The following is a 21,049-nucleotide window of genomic DNA, read 5'->3' on the forward strand; positions in this document are numbered from 1 at the left end:
CGCTCGCGTCGCTGGGACCCGTAGGCTTTGCCCCGGTCCCGTCGAATGGCATGGAGGGACCCACCATGGGGTTGTCCGGGAGCCGGGTCGTTTCCTGGCGGATCTGAGATCGGGAGGGGAGCCATGAGAAGTCCATCGACCCGTCGTGTCCGCGCGTGGTCCATCGCGGTCTTGGTCATGGCCACGGTGCTGGCGGCCACGGTGTCGCCGGCGGGGGCCTCCGAGCTGGTGATCATGGCGACGACCGATGTGCACGCCAACGTCTACCCGTGGGACTACTACGCCAACCGGCAGGCCGACGTGGGGCTGGCGCTGGTCGATACCCTGGTGCAGCGCATCCGGGCCGAGCATCCGGGAGCCCTGCTGCTGGACAACGGCGACCTGATCCAGGGCACGCCCCTCGGCTACTACGTCGCCCGGGTGCAGCCGCTGCGGCCAGGCCAGGCGCACCCCGTCATCGACGTGCTCAACCGCATGGGCTACGATGCAGCCACCCTCGGCAACCACGAGTTCAACTACGGACTCGACTTCCTGGAGCGGACGCTCGAGGGGGCGCGCTACCCGGTGGTGCTGGCCAACGTCTATCGGCCGGGCACCCGGGAGCCCTACTTCACCCCCTACGTCCTGCTGGAGCGGGAGCTCGACGGCCGACCCATCACCGTGGGCGTCATCGGCTTCACGCCGCCGCAGATCCTGGTCTGGGACCGGAGCAACCTGGAGGGCCGCCTCGAGGTGGGCGACATCGTCGATGCGGCGCGGCGCTTGGTGCCGGAGATGCGCGCGAAGGGCGCCGACGTCGTGGTGGCGCTGACCCACAGCGGGGCCAGTCCGCAGGCTCGGTGGCAACCGGGTGCCTTGCTCGAGAACGCCGCCTACGCACTGGCCCGCGAGGTGCCGGGCATCGACGTCATCGTGGCGGGGCACTCGCATCTCGCCATCCCGGGTGACGGCCTCCCGGAGCACCCGGACGGGATCGTCGACGGCGTGGCCATGGTGCAGCCCTCGTACTGGGGTCGGGCGCTGGGCGTCGTCACGCTGGAGCTGGAGCCCGAGGGTGACGGGTGGCGGGTGGCCGGCAGGCGGGCCGAGCTCCTGCCGACCCGGGGGGTGGAGCCGTCGGCACGGGTCCTGCAGTGGGCTCGCGAGGCGCACGAGACCACGCTGGCCTACGTGACGAGCCCCATCGGGCGCACCCTGGTCTCCATCGACAGTCATGCCTCCCGCCTCACCGACTCCGGCGTGATCCAGCTCATCAACGATGTGCAGCGTCGCTACGTCGAGCAGGCCCTGGCGGGCACCCCGTGGGAGGGCATCCCGGTCCTGTCGGCGGCGGCCCCCTTCAAGTCGGGGCGCGGAGGCCTCACCGACTACACCGACATCGCTCCCGGCCCCGTCACCATCGCCGACGTGGCCTCCATCTACGTCTACGACAACACCCTCAAGGCCATCGAGGTGACGGGTGCCGAGCTCCGGGCCTGGCTGGAGCACGCCGCGCGCAACTTCCGGCAGGTGACCCCGGGCGCCGGCGAGACGCCGCTGCTGGAGCCACGGTTCCCGGGCTACAACTTCGACCAGATCGACGGGGTCGAGTACGAGATCGACGTCACGCGGCCCGTGGGCGAGCGGATCGTGCGGCTCACCTACCAGGGGCGGCCCGTCGAGCCCGACGACGTCTTCATCCTGGCCACCAACAACTACCGGGCCGACGGCGGGGGCGGCTTCCCGGCCACGGGTGCGCAGGCCCGGGTCGTGCTGGACCCGCAGGTGGAGAGCCGGCAGCTCATCATCGAACAGATCGTCGAGGCCGGCACCATCGCCCCGCAGCCCGACGGCAACTGGCGGCTGGCCCGCACCTACCTGGACCACCCCAAGGCCGAGTACGTCTACGACCTGGTGGAGCGGGGCGTCTTCCTCGGCGGCCTGACGGACGGGCAGCGGCTCGGCCAGCTGGGCCTCGACGAGGCCCTCACCTGGGGGCTGTGGGCGGAGATGGTAGAGCGAGCCCTGGGCATCCAGTTGCAGGTGGCCAACCCCGAGGGCGTCGTGACGGGGCGCCAGGCCCTGGCGTCGCTGGGTGACGTCATCGCCTTCCCCGCCCTGGAGGCGGCCGACGTGGGGCTGACGCGAGCCGATGGCGCGCAGCTGCTCTCAGGCGTGCTGGCGGCCCTGGAGGCGGTCCCGGCCCGGTGAGGCGGCAGGGGCGGCGCGGGCGGTCGGCGCCGCAAGGCGCGGCTGCCGCGTCCTCGGCCGGCCGTGGCGACGAGCCCGGTCGGCCCCTTCACCTGGCGTGGACCGAGGCCGGGCTCGTCTGCGCCTGCGTGGCCTGCTCCGGACCCGAGGCGCTGCTGGCCGAGATGCACTCCCGCTACGGCCGGCGGCTGGGGTCCGTGCGCCTGGAGCCCGGCGAGGCGGCGGCCGTCCACCGGTGGGAGCAGGCGGTGCGCGCCTGGTTCGAGACCGGCGCGCCGCCGCCGCTAGATCTGCGGTGGGTGACGCCGTTCGAGCGCCGGGTGATGGGGATCGTGTGTGCCATCCCCCGCGGCCAGGTGCGCACCTACGGCGAGGTGGCCCGGGCGGCGAGTCGGCCCGGGGCCGCCCGGGCCGTGGGGCGGGTGATGGCGACCAATCCGATCCCCCTCTTCGTGCCATGCCACCGGGTCGTCCCTGCCGCCGGCGGCCTGGGGCAGTACTCGGGGGGCGGTACCGCCGTCAAGGCACGGCTCCTGGCGCTCGAGGGTTACCCCGTCAGGGCCAGCCAGGCGTCGACGTCGGCGAGGGCCGAGTCGAGCGACGCCTCCCAGAAGCTGGTCTGACGCAGGTCGACACCGAGGTGCCGGTGAGCCAGCTCCTCGACCGTCATGCGGCCCGTGTCGCGCAACAGCGCCACGTAGCGCTCCGCGAAGCGGGGCCCGTCGGCTCGGGCCCGGACGTAGACCCCGTTGCTGAAGAGGAAGCCGAACGTGTAGGGGAAGTTGTAGAAGGGCGTCCGGGTGATGTAGAAGTGCAGCTTGGACGCCCAGAAGTGCGGGTGGTACTGCGACAGGGCACCCCGGTAGGCTTGCCGCTGCGCTTGCAGCATGAGCTCGTTGAGCGTCTGCACGCTGAGCGGCCCCGCCTGCCTCGCCTCGTACATGGCCTTCTCGAAGAGGAAGCGCGCGTGGATGTTCATGCAGAAGGAGATCAGGCGCTGGATCTTCTCCTCGAGCAAGGCCGCCCGCTCCCAGGGGTCCGATGCGTGGCCCAGCGCCGCCTCGTCCATCACCAGCTCCGCGAAGGTGGAGGCCGTCTCGGCCAGGCTCATCGGGTAGCGCTGCGCGAGGGCAGGCAGGTCGTGCATGACGTGCTGGTGGAAGGCATGGCCCAGCTCGTGGGCGAGCGTGCGCACCCCGTCGGGCGTACCCCCGAAGGTCATGAAGATGCGGGACTGGCGGCTGACGGGGAAGGTGGTGCAGAAGCCTCCCGGCTGCTTGCCCGGCCGGTCCTCGGCCTCCACCCAGCGCCGCTCGAAGGCCTGCAGGGCGAACGAGGCCATCTCGGGGATGAAGCGACCGAACTGCTCCACCACGAACTCCGCCGCCTCGGTGTAGGTGATGCTGGCGCGCGCGCCGGTGTCGCCGGGCCGGGGGGAGGGCGCCACCAGGTCGTGCCAGCTCAAGCCGTCGACGCCCATCAGCCGCGCCTTGCGCTCCAGGTACGGCAGGAGCCGCTCCTTGCGCGACTCGACGGCGGCCCACATGGCCTCCAGCGTCTCCGGCGACATCCGGTTGATCTCGAGGGGCTCCTTGAGCACGTCGTGCCAGCCTCGACGCCGGTAGAGGTTGAGGCGGAAGCCCGCCAGGTGGTTGAGCACCGTGGCGAACAGCTCGGCCTGCTCGGCCCAGGCCCTCTCCCAGCGGGCGAAGAGCTCCACCCGCACGGACCGGTCCGGATCCTCCAGCCGGTGGGCCGCCTGCCCCACGGAGAGCAGCCGGGTCTGCCCGTCCTCCTCGAAGGGGATGGCGATGCGCCCCACCAGGACGTCGTACATCTCCCCCCACCCGTGGTAGCCGTCCACGGCCAGGGCGCTGGCCAGCGTCTCCTCATCGGGCGGGAGCCGGTCGGCGACATGCCGGCGCATCTCGTCCAGGGGGAAGGCGATGGGGGCGAGCCTCGGGTCCCGGAGCACGGCCTGCCAGGCCGCATCCGACACGGCCAGCATCCGCTGCCCCAGGGCGATGTAGACGGCGTCGAGCTGCGCACCCAGCTGGCGGATGCGGCCGGCCAGCAGGCGGGCCTCCTGGTCCTTGACGTCCTGGGCGGTGAGACACCCCACGAAGGCGCTCGCCTCACGGAGCCGGGAACTGACGTCCTGCAGCCGCTCGAGCGTCTCGTGCCAGGCGGCGACGTCCGCATGCTGCAGCTCGGTCCCGCCGGGCAGCGCCTCCACGAGCGCGGGCAGAGCCTGGATGTCAGCGGCCACGGACTCCAGGTGACGCGCGAGGGCCGGCGAGCGACTGCCCCCCGGGAAGATGACGTCGAGATCCCACGTGGGAACGTACGACCTGGACACGGGCCATCCCCCTGCCGTCTCATGAGTGGCGCCCGCGTTCGCCCCTCGCGGCCGACGCGGGGCGCTCCATGTGCGTTCGGCGGGGAGCCCGGGGGCTCCTGGCCGGTCGGCCTCAGGCGAGGAAGCGCGGGGCCAGGGGACGGGCTCGCCGGAGGGTCTCCAGCACCTTGCCCGTGCCCCGGGCCACGCAGCCGACGGGGTCGTCCGCCACGCGGGCGGCCAGGCCCGTCTCCCGCTCGATGACCCGGTCCAGGGCCGGCAGCAGTGCACCGCCCCCTGTGAGGAGCAGCCCGCCTCCGGCAATGTCGGCAGCCAGCTCGGGCGGCGTCCGCTCCAGTGCAGCCCGGATGCCGGAGATGATGGCGCCGATGGGCTCGGCCAGGACGGCTGCGATGGAGCGGTCCGTCACGGTCACCGAGCGGGGCAGGCCGGTCACCACGTCGCGGCCGCGCACCTCCATCGAGCGAGCCGGCGCGGGCTTCTCGTCAGGGTCAGCCGTGCCCACCGTGCGCTTGACCTCTTCGGCGGTACGCTCGCCCACCTCGAGGCCGTACGTGCGCCGGAGGTGGCGGGCGATGGCGTCGTCCATGTGGTCGCCGGCGACCCGCACGGAGTCGGAGACGACCTCCTGGCCCATGGAGATGACGGCGACGTCGGTGGTGCCGCCGCCGACGTCGACGATGAGATGGCCGCGCACCTCGTGGACGGGCATGTCGGCCCCCAGCGCGGCGGCCATGGGCTCCGAGACCAGCAGCACCTCCCGGGCGCCCGCCGCCCGGCACGCCTCCACCACGGCCCGCCGCTCCACGTCGGTCACCACCGAGGGCAGACAGACCGCTGCCCGGGGCCGGCTCCACCGCACCGGGCCGCTGACGGCGCGCAGCAGGTGGATCAGCATCTGCAGCGTCACCTCGTAGCTGGCCACGACCCCGTCGCGCAGCGGCCGCACCGCCCGGATGCTGTCGGGGGTGCGTCCCAGCATGGCCAGCGCCTGCGAGCCGACGGCCACGACGGCCCCGGAGCGCCGGTCGACCGCCACGATGGACGGCTCGTGGACGACGACCCCACGGCCCCGGACGAAGACCAGCACCGTGCTGGTGCCGAGATCGATGCCCACGTCGGTGGAGAGCATGGGAGACCCCCTCCGCCCCCACCCCCGCGCGAGGCGCCGACAGAAACGCCGCGAAGGCCCGGCGACGCGCGCCCCGGGCCGGTCCCTACCCCATGAAACGACGTCGCCGCACCGGGCCTTGAGCCTGCTGCGGCGACGTCACGCCGCACCTCAGTCGGCGTAGAAGTTGCGTACCCACCGGTGGGCTCGCAGGCGCTGGACCTGCTCCGGCGGCAGCCCCTGGCCGTCGCCGACCCGGCAGTTGGCCTCCACGTTGCGCACCGAGCGCATGCCCGGGATGACGGTGGAGACGGCGGGGTGGGTCAACGTGAAGCGCAGCGCCACCTCCGGCATGCGCTCCAGTGAGATGCCCAGGTCGCCGGCGATACGGCGCACCCGCTCGTAGACCTCCCGCTTGCGCTCGCCGCGGAAGTACCGGTGGCGCCAGTCTCCCTCGGGGAAGGTGGTGTCGGGGGTGATGCGCCCCGTCAGCCCGCCCTCGTCGAGGGGCACCCGCACGATGACCCCCACCCCGTGCGCCTGGCAAGCGGGCAAGAGCTGGTCCTCGGGGCTCTGGTCGAAGATGTTGTAGATCACCTGCACCGTGTCGACCAGCCCGGTCTCGATGAGCCGCAGGGCGTTGTGAGGCTCGTGGTCGTTGATGGAGACCCCGAAGAAGCGGATCTTGCCCTGCTCCTTGAGGCGAGCGATGGCCTCTTGCCAGGAGCCCTGGCCGACCCACTCGTCGGACCAGACGTGAAACTGCAGCACGTCGATGGTTTCGAGCCCCAGGTTGCGCAGGCTCTGGTCGGCGCAGGCCAGCACGTACTCGGCCGGGAAGGCCTCGTCGGCCGGGACGCCCGGCCTTGCCGGCCACTGGCCGTTCTTGGGCGGCACCTTGGTGGCGACGTAGATCCGCTCCGGCCGGGAGCGCACCACCTGGCCCACCAGGCGCTCGCTGTGGCCGTCGCCGTATGTCAGCGCCGTGTCGATGAAGTTGACGCCCAGGTCGATGGCCCGGTGCAGGGCGCGCAGCGACTCGTCGTCCTCCGCCCCCACCCACATGCCCTTGCCGATGCCCCAGGCGCCGAAGCCGATCTCGGAGACCCGCAGGCCGCTGCGACCCAGCGTCCGGTAGTGCACCATGCATCCTCCCTCGCCGTCATGATCCCGCCGACGAGCGGCGAGCCCGTAAGGCTTCGCCGGGATGGATCGCCGATCCTACCCCGAGACCCGGGGCGGCTTCTGGCGGTACATACGGGAGTCGGCCAGGGCCACGAGCTCTCGCGCCGTCCGGGCCTCCTCGGGGTAGACGGCATGGCCTACCGACGGGGGATCGAGGCGCTGGCCGCCTGCGAAGGCGTGACCGGAGATCGTGCGCCGGATGGCCTGGGTCACCTCGTCGGGAGCCGTCCCGGAGACGCCCACCAGCATGCCGAACTCGTCGCCCCCGTAGCGCGCCACCAGCCCCGACGACCCGCAAAGGCCCTGCAGGAGGGTCGCGATCTCCTGCAGCACCGTGTCGCCCGCCAGGTGGCCGTGAGCGTCGTTGAACTCCTTGAATCCATTGAGGTCTATCATGAAGACCGCCGCGGGCGGCTGCGGAAGGGCGATCCGCTCCAACAGCACGGTGTCGGAGGAGGGGGGCCGCTCGCCTGTCAGGTGCTCGAGAGCCGCCCAGAAGACGGCCCGGTTGAAGACGCCGGTCAGGGGATCCCGCCGGGCCGCCTCGGCGATGCGGGCGTTGGCCTCCCGCAGGCGGCGGTTGGAGCGATCGAGCTCGGTCACCAGACGTGCCAGCGCGACGGCGCCGGCCGCGTAGTGGGCCAGCAGCTGCACCAGCTCCAGCTCGGCGGGCGACAGGAGGCGATGGTGGGCCCAGTACACCCCCAGGACGCCCAGGAGCTCGTGGTCCATCATGAGAGGGGCCGCCACCATGGAGACGAAGCCCTCCTGGTGCGCCCGACCCACCGTCGCATAGCGCGGGTCGCGCCGGATGTCCTCGATGGCGACCACCTCGCGCCGACGCCCGACCTCGCCCACCACGCCCTGGTCCTTGGGGATCCGTCGGTGCTCGAAGGGCCGACCATGCACGGCCGTCAGCTCGAAGTCACCCTCGGCATTGCACAGGTAGAGGCTGGCCGCGTCGCCGCCGAGGCTCTCGGCGGCCTGGCGCACCACCAGGTCGAAGGCCGGCTGGGGAGCTCGTGAGGGCAGCAGAAGCTGGCGGGCCAGATGGCTCAAGGTCCGCAAGACGTCGACCGAAGCGCCCTCCGAGAGCCGGGGTGGCTGTCCCACGTGACATCACCGGGGGCCGGTGCCGCCTCCGGCCCCTGCCATCTCTTCGCTGAAACGGAAAGAGGTTCCTGCCAGCGGGCAAGCGATGCTAACGACCGATGTCAGTGCGGCATTGCATGCCCTCGAACCGGATCGCGGCCGCGGCCGCGTAGGCTCGCTGGCGTGCCTCCTCTCGGTCCCGGCCCAGCCCCACGACGTCGAGGACACGCCCCCCTGCCGTCTCCAGACGACCGTCGGGGCCGAGGCGGGTGGCAGCGTGAAAGACGAGGGTCGTCTCGTCGTCGCGCAGGCCTTGCTCGATGACGTCGCCCGTGCGGGGCCGCTCGGGGTACCCCGCCGACGCCAGCACCACGCAGACGGCGTGGCCGGGGGCGCGCTCCGTCGGCCCGGACGGGCGCCACAGCCACCGCGGGTCGTCGGGGAGCCCGTATCCGGGCACACCGGCGGCCGCCATCAGCGCATCGGCCAGGCGCGAGGGGTCCACCAGCGGGAGCTGGGCCTGCGTCTCCGGATCGCCCGGACGACAGTTGAACTCCAGCACCGCCGGTCCCTGCTCGGTCAGCATCAAGCCGGCGTAGAGGACGCCCCGGAAGGGCGTCCCCCCGGCGGCCAGGGCCCTGAGCGTGGGGTGCACGATCCGCTCCAGGATGGCCTCCAGGGAGAGCCCGGCCTCCGCCTCCACGTCGACGGGGGCGACGCTGCCCATCCCCCCCGTGTTGGGGCCCCGGTCCCCGTCCAGCAGCCGCTTGTAGTCGCGGGCCGGCGGCAGGGCCACGCACCGCTCGCCGTCCGTCACCACCATGACGGAGAGCTCGCGGCCCGTCAGGCGCCGCTCGACGACCACCACCCGGCCCGCGTCGCCCAGCACCCGGCGCACCATCAGCGCCTCGACGGCCTCTGCCGCCAGCCGGGGCGAATCGCAGACCACGACGCCCTTGCCGCCCGCCAGCCCGTCGGCCTTGATCACCACCGGCTCCTCGAGGCGCCGGACGTACGCGAGGGCCCGCTGGGGATCGGCGAAGAGGCGAAACGGCGCCGTGGGAACGCCGGCTCGCTCCATCAGCTGCTTCGCGAAGGCCTTGGAGGACTCGATGCGGGCCGCGCCCCGGGAGGGGCCGGCGACATGGAGGCCGGCCTCTCGTAGCCGGTCGGCCAGGCCCGCGGCCAGCGGCGCCTCGGGGCCGACGACCACCAGACCGACGCCCCGGTCCCGGGCGAAGTCGACCAGCGCCCGGGCGGCGCCCGGCTCCACGAGGTCGACGGGCACCCGATCCGGCGTGCCCGCGTTGCCGGGAGCCACGTAGACCCGCCCGAAGCGGCCGCTGCGCTCCAGAGCCCAGGCCAGAGCGTGCTCACGGCCGCCGCTGCCGATGACCAGGGCCGATGGCTCGCTCATGCCGGCGCCTCCTCCGGCAGGATGCGGACGCGGCGCCCCTCCAGCACGAGCCGGCGGCTGGCGAAGAGCCGCACGGCCTCCACGTAGAGGCGGTGCTCGTGGGGCAGGATACGCGCGGCCAGGCTCTCCGGGGTGTCGTCGTCGCGCACCTCGACCGCTGCCTGCAGCACGATGGGGCCCGTATCGACCCCCTCGTCCACCAGGTGGATGGTGCAGCCGCTCAGCTTGACGCCGTAGGCGATGGCCTGCGCCTGGGCGTCCTTGCCGGCGAAGGCGGGGAGCAGGGAGGGATGCACGTTGAGGATGCGATGCCGAAAGCGCCGGACGAAGTCGGGCGTCAGCACGCGCATGAAGCCGGCCAGGCAGACGAGCTCGACGCCCGCCTCCTCGAGGCGGCGGGCCAGGCAGGCGTCGAAGGATGCCCGGTCGGGGAAGGCCCTCGGGTCCAGGTGCGCGGCCGGCACCCCCGCCCGCCGGGCACGCTCCAGAGCGGGGGCCCCGGCCCGGTCCGACAGGACCACCACGATGCGTGCCGGGATGGCGCCGCTGGCGGTGGCATCCAGCAGCGCCTGCAGGTTGGTGCCCCGGCCCGAGACCAGCACACCCAGGCGTAACGGGGCCTCGGGCGTGGCGAGCCGCCCCGCGTCAATCCTCAACGATCTCGACCCACCCTCCGGGGACCGGTCGCTTGGCGGACGGCGGGAAGCGCAGCCGGCCCTCGGCCGGCTCGGGCGTCGTCGGCCCCTCGGGAGCCGGCTCCACGGTTCCGATGATCCAGGCGGGCTGACCGCTGGAGGCCAGCACGGCCAGGGCCGCCCCGGCGTCGTCGGCGGCGACCGCCGCCACCATGCCGATGCCCATGTTGAAGACCCGATACGCCTCCTCCAGGCTCAGCCCGCCGGCCTCCATCAGCCAGTCGAAGACCGCGGGCCGCGGCCAGCTGCCCTCGCGGAGGGTGGCGCGGCACCCCGCCGGCAGCACCCGGGCCAGGTTGTCGGGCAGCCCGCCGCCGGTCACGTGCGCCAGGGCGTGCGACTCGACGGCGGCCCCCAGGCCAGCAGCGGCCGGGCGTAGATGCGCGCGGGGCGGTCAGGGCCTCGCCCAGCATGGGGCCGCCGCGCCAGGGGCCGCCCACGGCGCGGGCGCGTCGAGGGGCGTGCCGGTGTCGGCCAGGATCCGGCGCACCAGCGAGAAGCCGTTGGCATGCAGCCCCGACGAGGCCAGGCCCACCAGCACGTCGCCGGGGCGCGCCTGCATGCCGGAGCCATCACGGGACGTGCCGCCCCCCGAGACGAGGCGGGCCCGCTCCGCCACCCCCACGCAGAAGCCGGCCAGCTCGTAGACCCCATCGGGATAGAAGCCGGGCATCTCGGCCGTCTCGCCGCCCAGCAGCACGCACCCGGCCTCCCGGCATCCCTGCGCGACCCCCTCCACCACTTCGGCCACCACGGCGGGATCGAGGCGGCCCATGGCCAGGTAGTCGAGGAAGAGCAGGGGCTGGCCCCCCGCCGCCAGGACGTCGTTGACGCACATGGCCACGCAGTCGATGCCGGCCACGCGGTGGCGGCCCAGCGACGCCAGCAACGCGATCTTGGTGCCGACGCCGTCCGCTCCGGCCACCAACACCGGGTCCCGCACCCGGGGCGCCGCGTCCTGCAGGGCGAGCAGCCCGGCGAAGCCCCCGACGCCCTCCAGCACTCCCGTCGAGCCGGTGCCGCCCGCCAGGCGGGCCAGGCGCTGCACCAGCGCGCCCTTCTTCTCGAGGTCGACCCCCGCCTCCCGGTAACGGGGGGCACCCCCCGCCCCCGGCTTGCCCGGCATGGTCGTCATCCGGCGTCGCCCTCCTCCACGGCCACGGGCTCGAGCGCCATCTTGGGGACGGCCCCGTCGACGGGGACGGGATACCGACCGGTGAAGCAGGCCTCGCAGGCCGGCCCGCCCAGAACCCGCCGCATGCGGGCGAGCGACAGGAAGGCCAGCGAGTCGGCGCCGATGGCGGCGCGGATGGACTCCACGGGGTTACCGAAGGCGATGAGCTCCTCCCGCCGGGCGGTGTCGACGCCGTAGTGGCAGGGGAAGCGGTAGGGCGGGGAGGCGATGCGGACATGCACCTCCCGGGCGCCCGCGTCCCGCAGCAGCTGCACGATGCGCCGGGCCGTGGTGCCCCGGACGATGGAGTCATCCACCAGCACCACCCGGCGGCCCTGCACCACCTTGCGGACCGCGTTGAGCTTGGCGTTGACCGACAGCCTTCGCTGGCCGGCGGCCGGCTGGATGAAGGTGCGTCCGACGTAGCGGTTGCGTACCAGCCCCATCTCGTAGGGCAGGCCCAGCTCCTCCGCGTAGCCCATCGCCGCCGACAGGCTGGAGTCCGGCACCCCCGTCACCAGGTCGCCGGGGGCCGGATGCTCGCGCGCCAGCTCCCGTCCCATCTCCTTGCGCAGGCCGTGCACGCTCTGGCCGAAGAGCACGGAGTCGGGCCGCGCCAGGTAGATGGCCTCGAAGGCGCAAAGGCCCCCACGAGCCACCGTCGTGCCACCGGGGACGCCGGCCGGCGCCAGCCGGGCGACGGTACGGATGCCGTCGCCGTCGAGGCGCGCCACCTCCCCGGGCTCCACGTCACGCACCCAGGCGGCGCCGAGGGCGTCCAGGGCGCAGGTCTCCGAGGCGGCGACCCAGGCCTCGCGGCCGGTGGGGGTCTGCAGCCGACCCAGACTCAAAGGCCGGATGCCCAGCGGGTCACGCGCCACCAGCACGCCCTGGGGATCCAGCACGACCAGGGCCCACGCCCCGGCGATCTGGCCGAGGGCGTGCACCAGGGCCGCCTCGGTGGGGCCTCCGTGGCGCGCCACCAGGTGCGCCACCACCTCGGTGTCGGTGGTGGTCTGGAAGATGGCGCCGCCTTCCTCGAGTCGCTGGCGCAGGTGCGAGGCGTTGACCAGGTTGCCGTTGTGGGCGATGGCCAGGAACCGCCCGCGGAAGCGGCTCAGGATGGGCTGGGCATTTTCGAGGCGCGAGGCGCCGGTGGTGGAGTAGCGGACGTGGCCGACGGCCATCGGCCCGGGCAGCCGTTGCAGCTGCTCGGCGCGCAGGACGTCGGAGACGAGGCCCATGCCGCGGTGGAGGAAGACCCTCCCCTGCTCGTCGGCGGAGGCGATGCCCGCGCTCTCCTGGCCCCGGTGCTGCAGCGCCAACAGGGCCCACTGCACCGCCGAGGCCGCCTGGGGGTGCCCCACCACGGCCGCGACGCCGCACTCGTCCCGGGCCTCCCGGCTGTCGGTGAGGGGCCGGTGCCGGCTCATGCTCATGGACGCGCGGCCTCCTGCAGGGCCCGCTCCCAAGGGATGCGCAGGGCGTCGATGGGCTCGTCCAGGGCGATCCCCTGACCGGCCACGGCGATCCGGACACGGCCGGGCGTCACCCGGCCGATGACGTGCACGGGCACGGCAGGCTCGCCGCGGCGGGCCAGCTCCTGGACGGCCGGCACCGCCTCGGGCCGCGCGGTGGCCACCCAGGCGGGCCCTCCGGCCCCGAATAGCCAGGCCTCCGCCTCCCGACCCGGGTCAGGCAGCGTCACGTCGACCCCAGCCGCCTCGTCACGGGCACCCAGGGCGGCCTCGCAGATGGCCACGGCCACGCCCCATCGGCCCACGGTGTGGCAGGCGCCGAGCAGCCCCTGTCGGCCTGCCTCGGCCACCACGGCGATGGCCGCCCGCTCGCGGTCGAAGTCCACGGCCCAGGCTCCTTCACCTGTCCACCGCGCTGGCCACCCGAGGAGCAGCACCGCCTCGTTGGCCCGCTGGAAGACCGACGGCACCGGCCTCTCCGCCTCCAGCGCGCCGACCATGCCGACGATGGCGGTCGGCCAGATGGCCCGGGCGCCGGAGCCCCGCTCGCCCGGGCCTGGCGCGCCCGCGTCGGCCACGGTCTCGTTGTAGAGGGAGACGTTGCCGCCGGTGACCGGGATGCCCAGTGCCGAGCAGGCGTCGCCCATGCCGGCCACCACGTCGGCCAGGGCCTGCCGCACCTCGGCCCGTTGGGGGTCGCCCAGGTTGAGCCCGTTGGTGATCCCGATGGGGACGGCCCCCACCGCCGCGACCTTGCGGGCTCCCTCCAGCACGGCCTCGGCCCCCGCCGCCCAGGCGCCTGCCTCGGTGGAGGCCAGCCACTCGGCCCCGTTGACCGAGAGGGCGACGAGCGGGAGCCGGGTCGCCCGCTGGCCGGCGTCCGCCGGCAGGGGGGGCGACCCCGGCACGGCCTCCTCCGGCAGCACGCGCAGCACCGCGGCGTCGTGCCCCGGCGGCAGTATCGTCCGCACCCCGACCATGTGGTCGAACTGCTGATAGATCCAGGCCCGGCTGCCTCCGTGCGGCGACGCCAGGTGCGCCAATAGCCGCGCCGTCACCCGGGCCCTCAACGAGCCGGCTGCCGAAGGGGCCGGCCGGGAAGTCGCGTGGAGAGCCTGGGCGCGGCCCCTCGCCGCCGACCCGCCCGTCGGGGACGTCCCGGTCGGTCGGCGCGGCGCAGGCACCGGGTGGCGGGCGCCCGTCGGCCAGCAGCGCGGCCGGCACGTCGGCGACCCACCGGCCGCCGGCCCGGACCCGCAGCCGCCCGTTAGCGGTGACCACCCCGATGGGGGCGGCCTCCAGGCGCCACCGGGCGAAGATCCGCTCCACCTCGGCCTCCCGCCCGGCCCTCACCACCAGCATCATGCGCTCCTGGGACTCCGAGAGCATCATCTCGTAGGGAGTCATGCCGGCCTCGCGGCAGGGCACGCGGTCCAGGTCGAGGTCGATGCCGGTGCCCGCCCGGGCCGCCAGTTCCGAGGCGGCGGCCGTGATGCCGGCGGCGCCCAGATCCTGGATGCCGACGACGGCGCCCGTCTCCAGGGCCTCCAGGCAGGCCTCGATGAGCAGCTTCTCCGTGAAGGGGTCGCCCACCTGGACTCGCGGCCGCTGCTCGCCGCCTTCGCCGTCCCGAAACGTGCGGGAGGCCAGCAACCCCGCTCCGTGGATGCCGTCTCGGCCCGTGCGGGCGCCGACCAGGTAGACCCGGTTGCCCGGCCCGTCGGCTCGGGCCCGCACGACGCGGTCGGCCCGCACCCACCCGACGCACATGACGTTGACCAGGGGGTTGGTGTCGTAGCAGGGGGCGAAGGCCACCTCGCCGCCCACCGTCGGCACGCCGATGGCGTTGCCGTATCCGGCGATGCCGGCCACCACCTCGCGGAAGAGGTACCGGTTGGCGGGCGTCTCGGGCAGCCCGAAGCGCAGGGAGTCCAGCAGGGCGACGGGACGGGCCCCCGCCGCCAGCACGTCTCGCACGATGCCACCCACGCCCGTCGCCGCGCCTTGATACGGCTCCACGTAGGAGGGGTGGTTGTGCGACTCGAGGCGCACCGCCACCGCCCATCCCTCGCCGATGGCCAGCACCCCCGCGCTCTCCCCCGGGCCCATCACCAGGCGCGACCCCGTCGCCGGCAGCCGCTTGAGGGCCTCGCGGGAGTGCTTGTAGGCGCAGTGCTCGGACCAGGCCACCGAGAGCATGCCGAGCTCCGTCCAGCTGGGCGGCCGCCCCAGCGTCTCCCGAAAGCGGGCGAACTCCTCGTCGGTGAGGCCGAGGCGGCGCCACGCCTGCGTCGCCTCGATCTCGGCCGCCGTGGGATCGCCGGGCCAGTCGGCGACTCGCACCGGATCCATCACGTCCCGGCGCGTCTCAGCGCCCATCGGCCTCACCCCCTGCCCGGGCCGTCACGGCCCGTCGCCCCTCACGGCGGGCCGCCAGCCACCGCCCCAGCGAGAGCCACATGCGCAGGCCATCCCGGCTGCCCAGCACCGACTCGGACGCCCGCTCGGGGTGGGGCATCAGCCCCAGGACGTTGCCCTCGGGGTTGGTCAGCCCGGCGACGGCCCCCGCCGCCCCGTTGGGGTTGTAGGCGTCGTGCACCCGCGCGTCCTCGCCACGGGGGCCGCAGTAGCGCAGCGCCACCTGCCCTCGTCGCTCCAGGGCGTCGAGCTCGTCGGGCCAGGCGAAGTAGTTGCCCTCGTAGTGGGCGATGGGCAGCTCCAGCACCTCTCCGGGCGCGTAGAGCAGCGTGAAGGGGGTGTCGGTGCGCTCCACCCGCACCGTCACCGGCCGGCAGATGAAGCGCAGCGTCCGGTTGCGCCGCATCGCCCCCGGCAGGAGCCCCGCCTCCAGCAAGATCTGGAAGCCATTGCAGATGCCGAGCACCGGCATCCCCTGGCGGGCCCGCTCCCGCACGGCCTGCATCACGGGGGAGAGGGCGGCGATGGCGCCGCTGCGCAGGTAGTCGCCGTAGGAGAAGCCCCCCGGGATGACCACGGCGTCGATGCCCGAGAGGCTCGACTCCTCGTGCCAGACCGAGACCGCCTCCAGTCCGGCGTCGCGGCCGGCTCCCCGGTTGATGGCGTGCCGCACGTCCCCATCGCAGTTGGTGCCCGGAAACGTGACGACCCCCACCGTCGCGACGCTCACGGCTGCTCCGCCCTCACCTCGAAGGACTCGATGACGGGATTGGCCAGGAGCCGCTCCGCCATCGCCCGGGCCCGCTCGAGGGCCTCGTCGCGGCTGTCGGCCTCCAGGTCCAGCGCGATGCGCCGGCCGATGCGGACCTCCAGGACGCCCGGGAAGCCCAGGGCCTGCAGGGCGCTCCGTGTCGCCTCGCCGGGCGGGTCGAGCACGCCCTGCCGCGGCATCACGTGGACGAAGACGGTGAATCGAGCCACCGCGCCGCCTCCTCGATGCGCCGCCGGACCTCGGCGTAAGTCTCCTCGACGCGGCCCAGGTCCCGACGGAAGCGGTCCTTGTCCATGCGCTCGCCGCTGCCGACCTCCCAGAAGCGGCACGTGTCCGGGGAGATCTCGTCGGCCAGCAGCAAGCGAGGGCCGGCGCCGCCGTTCGAGGGTGTCCCGGCCGGGCCGACGGGTCGCCCGAACTCCAGCTTGAAGTCGATGAGCTCGAGCCCGGCCCGCAGGGCCAGCTGGCGCATGGCCCGGTTGGCCTCGAAGGCCAGGCGCTCGAGCTCGGCCAGCTCCTCGCCTGTCGCCCAGCCCAGCGCTTCGGCGTGGTGGGCGTTGACCCACGGGTCGTGCAGCGGATCGCTCTTGTAGAAGAGCTCCAGCACGGGGCGCCGCAGGGCCGTGCCCTCCTCCAGACCCAGCCGCTTGGCCAGGCTACCGGCCACCCGGTTTCGCACCACGACCTCGAGCGGGATGATCTCCACGGCCCGCACCAGCATCCGCACCGGCGACTCCAGGCGCAGGAAGTGGGTCGGCACCCCGGCCCGCTCCACCGCCCGGAAGAAGGCCACCGAGATGGCCGCGTTGGCCTCCCCCTTGCCGCCGATGACGGCTCGCTTGGCGCCGTCGAAGGCCGTAGCCTCGTCGGTGAAGTCGATGAGCCGAAGCTCCGGATGGCCCGGCACCTCGTAGACAGCCTTGACCTTGCCCCGGTGCAGCAACCGCCCTGGCTCGACGGGAGCAGGGGGCAGCTGGCCTCCCCGCGGCGTCACGCGCTCGCGCGTCTCCATCACGATCCCCTCTCCTCGGTCCCCACCTGGCCCGGCTCGTGCGCGACGCTCCCGGGGCTCGACGCCCCGGCATGTCGGGCGATCTCGAGCCGGTCGAAGATGGCGCCGATGCGCTCAAGGAACGCGGACAGGTCGAAGGCGGCTTCGAGCCGCTCCCGGCCCGCCACCGCCACGAGCTCCGGGTCCGACAGGATCCGCTCGCGGAAGGTGGGGGGGGTGGCCAGCCGCCCCGCGGCGGAGGCGGCCTCGCGGGCTGCCATGGCGTGGGCCTGCACCCGGGTATAGGCCTGCTCCCGGCTCATGCCCGCCTCCACCAGCGCCAGCAACACGCGCTCGGAGAAGACGAGACCGCCCGTCGCCTCGACGTTGGCCCGCATGCGCGCCGGGTAGACCCGCCAATGCTCCACGATGCGGCGAAAGAGGTCGACCATGTAGTCGGCCAGGGTGGTGGCGTCGGCCAGCCAGATGCGCTCGGTGGAGCTGTGGGAGATGTCCCGCTCGTGCCAGAGCGCCACGTTTTCGAAGGCCGTCGTGGCATATCCCCGCAGCACCCGTGCCAGCCCCACGATGCGCTCCGAGCGCATGGGGTTGCGCTTGTGCGGCATGGCGGACGAGCCTCGCTGGCCGGTGGGAAAGGGCTCCTCCAATTCGCCGACCTCGGTCTGCTGCATGAGCCGGATCTCGACGGCGAACTGCTCCAGGCTGGCGCCCAGGATGGCCAGGGCGGCGGCCGCCTCCGCGTGGCGGTCCCGTGCCACCACCTGGCTCGAGACCGGCGCGGGCCGCAGCCCCAGGCGCTCGCAGACGTAGGCCTCCACGAAGGGGTCCACGTGGGCGAAGGTGCCGACGGCGCCCGAGATCTTGCCGACGGCCAGCGCGCTGCGGGCCCGGTAGAGCCGCTCGAGGTCGCGGCCCATCTGATCCCACCACCGGGCCAGCTTCAATCCGAAAGTGATGGGCTCGGCGTGGACCCCGTGGGTGCGGCCCATCATCGGGGTGTCACGGTAGCGCCACGCCTCGCCCACCAACGCCTGCCGAAGGCCCTCGACGCCGCGGATGACGTGATCCATGGCCTCGGCCGACAGGGAGGCCAGGGCCGTATCCATCACGTCGGAGGAGGTGAGGCCCAGGTGGAGGTAGCGGGCATCCTCGCCCACCGTCTCCGAGACCGCCTGCAAGAAGGCGATGAGCTCGTGGTCCGAGACCCGCTCCAGCTCCCGGATCCGCTCCACCGTGAAGCTGGCCCGCTCCCGCAGCCGCCGGGCCGCCTCCCGGGGGACGCGACCGAGCTCGGCCCATGCCTCGCAGGCCAAAAGCTCCACCTCGAGCCAGCGGCGGTACTGGTTCTCCTGTGACCAGAGGGCCGCCATGTGCGGCCGTGTGTAGCGACCGATCAACGGGGCTCGCCCCCTCGCGCCGCCTCCTCGCCGCCGGAGGCCAGCGACTCCAGGAGCCGGCGCTCCCGCAAGGCCACGCTCTCGGCCTGGCGGCGACGCAGATCCTGCAGGCGCCGGGCCAGCCCCGGATCCTGCAGGGCCAGGATCTGGGCCGCCAGGATGGCTGCGTTGCGGGCCCCGTTGACCGCCACCGTCGCCACGGGCACGCCTGGCGGCATCTGGGCGATGGAGAGCAGGGCGTCGAGCCCGCCCAGCGAGGCGGCTACCGGCACGCCGATGACCGGCAGCGTGGTCCAGGCCGCCACGACGCCCGGGAGGTGCGCGGCGCCGCCGGCTCCGGCGATGATGACCGAGAGTCCGCGGGCGCCCGCGCCCTGGGCCCACTGCTGGACGCGCTCGGGGGTGCGGTGCGCGGAGGCGACGGCGACTTCGACGGTGAGGCCGAGTTCGAGGAGCTGGTCATAGGCAGCCTTCATCACGGGCCAGTCGGAGTCGCTGCCCATGATGAGGCCCACCATGGCCGCACGCTCAGGATGCGGCATGCTATCGTTCCCCCCGCCGGTAGCCGCCCGGGCGGTCGCGGAGGGCCCGTTGGGTCGGGGGCCTCCAAAAACGACCAGCCCAGGCGGGTCTTTCACCTTGGCGAGGTGAAACCTACCCACCTGGGCTTTTGTCCCACCGGTGTAACGCCCTCCCGGCGCCCGCATGCGGGCCACCGGCTGGACGCCCGCGCCGCTTGGACCAGACCAGGGAAGCCCTGCGGAACCCTAGGCGCGCTTTCCCTCGCTCAGCAGCCTGAGCAATTCTGGTCCCATGCTAATCCCGCGCCCGCGAAGCCGTCAAGCGCGCCGGCGGTACGTCTGCCTCACCGGCCCTCACCCATGGAGTGGCTGGCGTCCTTGGACGGGATGAACCCTGTCTCCAGGTGGCGGCACAAACAGCAAGGCTCCCCGGAGGGTGGCCCTGTCCGTCGTCCCGAACTCGTGCTGTCTTGCGGTGTCAGCCGGGAGGCTCGGGCGGCGACGGGACCTCGCCGCCTGGCCCTGGCGCTTTCCCTGACCCGCTTGGCTCGATGCCGAGCCGCTCTCCGACAGCCCGCACGAGGCCTTCGGCTCGCCGTATGGCATCGGCAGCGTCATCTGGGCCGAAAGCCTCATGGGCCGTAGAGAACCAGCGGCGCGCCTCACGTAGGTTCTGATCGATGAGGTCGCTCGTAGACGACTCTCCCCTCTTGCAGAGCGGTGTAGACGAAGTCGCGCCGCTCTCGGACGAGCCGCTCCAGCTCTTCCGGGGTATAGACGAGGGGCTGCACCGAGACGGGCACATCGACCAGGGCGAGGACGTCGTCAATCCGCTGCAGGAAGGGCCGGTCCGTCCGCTTGATCACGAGGAGGTCGATGTCACTGTCTTCATGCACATCGCCCCGTGCCACCGAGCCGAACACGATGATCTTCTCCGGATCGTAGCCGGATGCGACTTGCCGAACCGCCTCCGCCGCAGCTTGGTGCAGTCTGACCCTCCACCCCTGGTGCGTCATAGCTGCCGGCCTCCCACCTCAGCGTAAGGGCATGGGCGAAGCCGGTCAAGCGGGCCTCATTGCAGCACGAACCGGCCGGCCTGGTAGATGAGCCGACCGTCGGCCCAGATCTCGCCGCCGTCGCGCATGTCGCAGAGCATGTCCCAGTGGACGCCGGACTTGTTGCGGCTGCCGGTCTCGGGGTAGCCGGCCCCGATTGCCAGGTGGATGGTGCCGCCGATCTTCTCGTCGAAGAGCATGTTGCGCGTGAAGCGCTGGATCTGGAAGTTGGTGCCGATGCCCAACTCGCCCAGGTAGCGGGCGCCGTCGTCGGAGTCGAGCAGCGCATGGAGCAGGTCCTCGCCTCGCCGGGCCGAGGCCTCCACGACCCGGCCGTCCCGGAAGGTGAGCCGGATGTCCTCGATCTCCTTGCCGGCGTAGATGCCGGGGAAGCTGAAGCGGATGTGCCCGTTGGCCGAGTCCTCGACCGGCCCGGTGAACACCTCGCCGTCGGGGAAGTTGTAGTGGCCGTCGGCGCTGACCCACTTGCGCCCCCCGACCCGCAACGTCAGATCGGTATCGGGCGCCACGATCCGCAAGACGTCCACCTGCTCCAGCGCGCGGCAGATGCGCTCCTGCTCGGCGGCGACCTGCTGCCATGCGGCCGCCGGGTCGGGCTCGTCGAGGCGGCAGGCCGAGAAGAGGAACTCCTCGTACTCGGCCAGCGACATCCCGGCCTCCTGGGCCAGGGCCTGCGTGGGGTATTCGGCGTAGACCCAGCGGATCTCGCCGAGCGCCGCCTTCTCCATGAAGCGCGTCTCGAGGTCGGCCAGGGCCCGGCTGCGCATGGCCTGCTTGCGCGAGTCCACCCCGGCCAGCTCCTTGACGTTGTGGGGCGCGCCGATGTGGATGTGGACGGGGTAGCGCTCCACCGCCAGCTCTCGCAGGGGGGAGACGTAGGTGAGCTGCGCCTCGGACGCCTCCTTGTAGAAGATCTCCGCCAGCCCCGGCACGCCTGCGTTGACCTCGGGGTGGCCGCCGGCTCGTAGCGCCTCCCGGTAGATCTCCCGTACGAGGGGCGCTGCCAGGTCCGTGCAGTGGATCAGGACCGGCTCGCCTGGCTTGACGGCGACGCTGTAGCGCACCAGGACCTGCGCCATCCGAGTGATGCGAGGGTCTGCCACGTTTCATCAGTTCCCCTCCGGGGGCGGCCTGTTGCCCGCTCCCCGATAG

The 21,049-nt window shown here is 73.2% G+C and carries 17 protein-coding genes and 3 pseudogenes; 2 read left to right on the top strand and 18 right to left on the bottom strand.

The genetic code is table 11. The features are described from left to right. Nucleotides 1-123: 123 nt before the first annotated feature. Both VLY81_RS01645 and VLY81_RS01650 read left to right on the top strand, forming a co-directional pair. A complete protein-coding gene (locus tag VLY81_RS01645) occupies nucleotides 124-2,190 on the top strand; it encodes a bifunctional 2',3'-cyclic-nucleotide 2'-phosphodiesterase/3'-nucleotidase (protein ID WP_324669290.1) in 2,067 nt (688 codons plus the stop codon). Next, nucleotides 2,187-2,813 carry a methylated-DNA--[protein]-cysteine S-methyltransferase gene (locus VLY81_RS01650; RefSeq protein WP_324669291.1) on the top strand — a complete coding sequence of 209 codons (627 nt, stop codon included), beginning with the start codon at nucleotides 2,187-2,189 and terminating at the stop codon, nucleotides 2,811-2,813. The genes VLY81_RS01645 and VLY81_RS01650 overlap by 4 nt, the downstream gene beginning before the upstream one ends. Here VLY81_RS01650 and VLY81_RS01655 read toward each other — a convergent pair. The 18 genes and pseudogenes from VLY81_RS01655 to VLY81_RS01735 all read right to left on the bottom strand — a co-directional run bounded on the left by VLY81_RS01655 (nucleotide 2,738) and on the right by VLY81_RS01735 (nucleotide 21,000). Beyond that, the gene (locus tag VLY81_RS01655; protein WP_324669292.1) at nucleotides 2,738-4,549 is read right to left on the bottom strand and encodes a M3 family oligoendopeptidase; all 1,812 of its coding nucleotides are present in this window, start codon (nucleotides 4,547-4,549) and stop codon (nucleotides 2,738-2,740) included. The two genes, VLY81_RS01650 and VLY81_RS01655, sit on opposite strands and share 76 nt — an antisense overlap. A gap of 112 nt (nucleotides 4,550-4,661) precedes the next feature. After that, a complete protein-coding gene (locus VLY81_RS01660) occupies nucleotides 4,662-5,681 on the bottom strand; it encodes a rod shape-determining protein (RefSeq protein ID WP_324669293.1) in 1,020 nt (339 codons plus the stop codon). 150 nt (nucleotides 5,682-5,831) lie between these two features. Beyond that, a complete protein-coding gene (locus VLY81_RS01665) occupies nucleotides 5,832-6,803 on the bottom strand; it encodes an aldo/keto reductase (protein WP_405001402.1) in 972 nt (323 codons plus the stop codon). A gap of 78 nt (nucleotides 6,804-6,881) precedes the next feature. Further along, nucleotides 6,882-7,958 (bottom strand): sensor domain-containing diguanylate cyclase, encoded by a 1,077-nt coding sequence (locus VLY81_RS01670; RefSeq protein ID WP_324669295.1) that lies wholly within the window; start codon nucleotides 7,956-7,958, stop codon nucleotides 6,882-6,884. Between the two features lie 88 nt (nucleotides 7,959-8,046). Then, complete coding sequence (gene purD, locus VLY81_RS01675) at nucleotides 8,047-9,354, bottom strand: phosphoribosylamine--glycine ligase (protein WP_324669296.1); 1,308 nt, start codon at nucleotides 9,352-9,354, stop codon at nucleotides 8,047-8,049. Then, on the bottom strand, nucleotides 9,351-10,010 hold the full coding sequence (purN, locus tag VLY81_RS01680; RefSeq protein WP_324669297.1) for a phosphoribosylglycinamide formyltransferase: 660 nt from the start codon (nucleotides 10,008-10,010) through the stop codon (nucleotides 9,351-9,353). Before purN ends, purD begins: the two co-directional genes overlap by 4 nt. Beyond that, nucleotides 10,000-11,184: pseudogene (gene purM / locus VLY81_RS01685) on the bottom strand (phosphoribosylformylglycinamidine cyclo-ligase). Before purM ends, purN begins: the two are co-directional and overlap by 11 nt. Continuing rightward, complete coding sequence (gene purF / locus VLY81_RS01690) at nucleotides 11,181-12,662, bottom strand: amidophosphoribosyltransferase (protein ID WP_324669298.1); 1,482 nt, start codon at nucleotides 12,660-12,662, stop codon at nucleotides 11,181-11,183. The pseudogene purM and the gene purF overlap by 4 nt, the downstream one beginning before the upstream one ends. Further along, nucleotides 12,659-13,087 (bottom strand): AIR synthase-related protein, encoded by a 429-nt coding sequence (locus VLY81_RS01695; protein ID WP_324669299.1) that lies wholly within the window; start codon nucleotides 13,085-13,087, stop codon nucleotides 12,659-12,661. The genes purF and VLY81_RS01695 overlap by 4 nt, the downstream gene beginning before the upstream one ends. A 264-nt stretch (nucleotides 13,088-13,351) precedes the next feature. Beyond that, a pseudogene (locus VLY81_RS14445) lies at nucleotides 13,352-13,681 on the bottom strand (AIR synthase related protein); the annotation flags it as partial. Nucleotides 13,682-13,904: 223 nt separating this feature from the next. Beyond that, nucleotides 13,905-15,080, bottom strand: a pseudogene (gene purL / locus VLY81_RS14450) (phosphoribosylformylglycinamidine synthase subunit PurL); the annotation flags it as partial. Beyond that, nucleotides 15,070-15,849: a phosphoribosylformylglycinamidine synthase subunit PurQ gene (purQ, locus tag VLY81_RS01705; RefSeq protein WP_324669301.1), complete on the bottom strand. Its 780-nt coding sequence runs from the start codon at nucleotides 15,847-15,849 to the stop codon at nucleotides 15,070-15,072. The pseudogene purL and the gene purQ, both read right to left, overlap by 11 nt. Further along, entirely contained in the window at nucleotides 15,846-16,100 is a 255-nt protein-coding gene (gene purS, locus VLY81_RS01710; protein ID WP_324669302.1) for a phosphoribosylformylglycinamidine synthase subunit PurS, read from the bottom strand. The genes purQ and purS overlap by 4 nt, the downstream gene beginning before the upstream one ends. After that, nucleotides 16,070-16,903 (bottom strand): phosphoribosylaminoimidazolesuccinocarboxamide synthase, encoded by an 834-nt coding sequence (gene purC, locus VLY81_RS01715; protein WP_324670443.1) that lies wholly within the window; start codon nucleotides 16,901-16,903, stop codon nucleotides 16,070-16,072. Before purC ends, purS begins: the two co-directional genes overlap by 31 nt. Continuing rightward, complete coding sequence (gene purB, locus VLY81_RS01720; RefSeq protein ID WP_324669303.1) at nucleotides 16,903-18,300, bottom strand: adenylosuccinate lyase; 1,398 nt, start codon at nucleotides 18,298-18,300, stop codon at nucleotides 16,903-16,905. The genes purC and purB overlap by 1 nt, the downstream gene beginning before the upstream one ends. Continuing rightward, the gene (gene purE, locus VLY81_RS01725; protein WP_324669304.1) at nucleotides 18,297-18,842 is read right to left on the bottom strand and encodes a 5-(carboxyamino)imidazole ribonucleotide mutase; all 546 of its coding nucleotides are present in this window, start codon (nucleotides 18,840-18,842) and stop codon (nucleotides 18,297-18,299) included. Before purE ends, purB begins: the two co-directional genes overlap by 4 nt. Nucleotides 18,843-19,483: 641 nt before the next feature. Beyond that, nucleotides 19,484-19,837, bottom strand: a complete 354-nt coding sequence (locus tag VLY81_RS01730) for a nucleotidyltransferase domain-containing protein (protein WP_324669305.1) — start codon at nucleotides 19,835-19,837, stop codon at nucleotides 19,484-19,486. Nucleotides 19,838-19,893: 56 nt separating this feature from the next. Next, nucleotides 19,894-21,000, bottom strand: coding sequence for an aminopeptidase (locus VLY81_RS01735; RefSeq protein ID WP_324669306.1), 1,107 nt, complete (start codon nucleotides 20,998-21,000; stop codon nucleotides 19,894-19,896). Nucleotides 21,001-21,049: the final 49 nt, after the last annotated feature.

The organism is Limnochorda sp. LNt (assembly GCF_035593265.1).
GTDB classification, from domain to species: Bacteria; Bacillota; Limnochordia; order Limnochordales; family Geochordaceae; genus Geochorda; species Geochorda subterranea.

Excerpts from the sequence above, each read along its gene's own strand:
- VLY81_RS01645 (WP_324669290.1), top strand. The coding sequence starts at position 124 with ATGAGAAGTCCATCGACCCGTCGTGTCCGCGCGTGGTCCATCGCGGTC.
- VLY81_RS01660 (WP_324669293.1), bottom strand. The coding sequence starts at position 5,681 with ATGCTCTCCACCGACGTGGGCATCGATCTCGGCACCAGCACGGTGCTG.
- purD (WP_324669296.1), bottom strand. The coding sequence starts at position 9,354 with ATGAGCGAGCCATCGGCCCTGGTCATCGGCAGCGGCGGCCGTGAGCAC.
- purF (WP_324669298.1), bottom strand. The coding sequence starts at position 12,662 with ATGAGCATGAGCCGGCACCGGCCCCTCACCGACAGCCGGGAGGCCCGG.
- purC (WP_324670443.1), bottom strand. The coding sequence starts at position 16,903 with ATGGAGACGCGCGAGCGCGTGACGCCGCGGGGAGGCCAGCTGCCCCCT.
- purE (WP_324669304.1), bottom strand. The coding sequence starts at position 18,842 with ATGCCGCATCCTGAGCGTGCGGCCATGGTGGGCCTCATCATGGGCAGC.
- VLY81_RS01730 (WP_324669305.1), bottom strand. The coding sequence starts at position 19,837 with ATGACGCACCAGGGGTGGAGGGTCAGACTGCACCAAGCTGCGGCGGAG.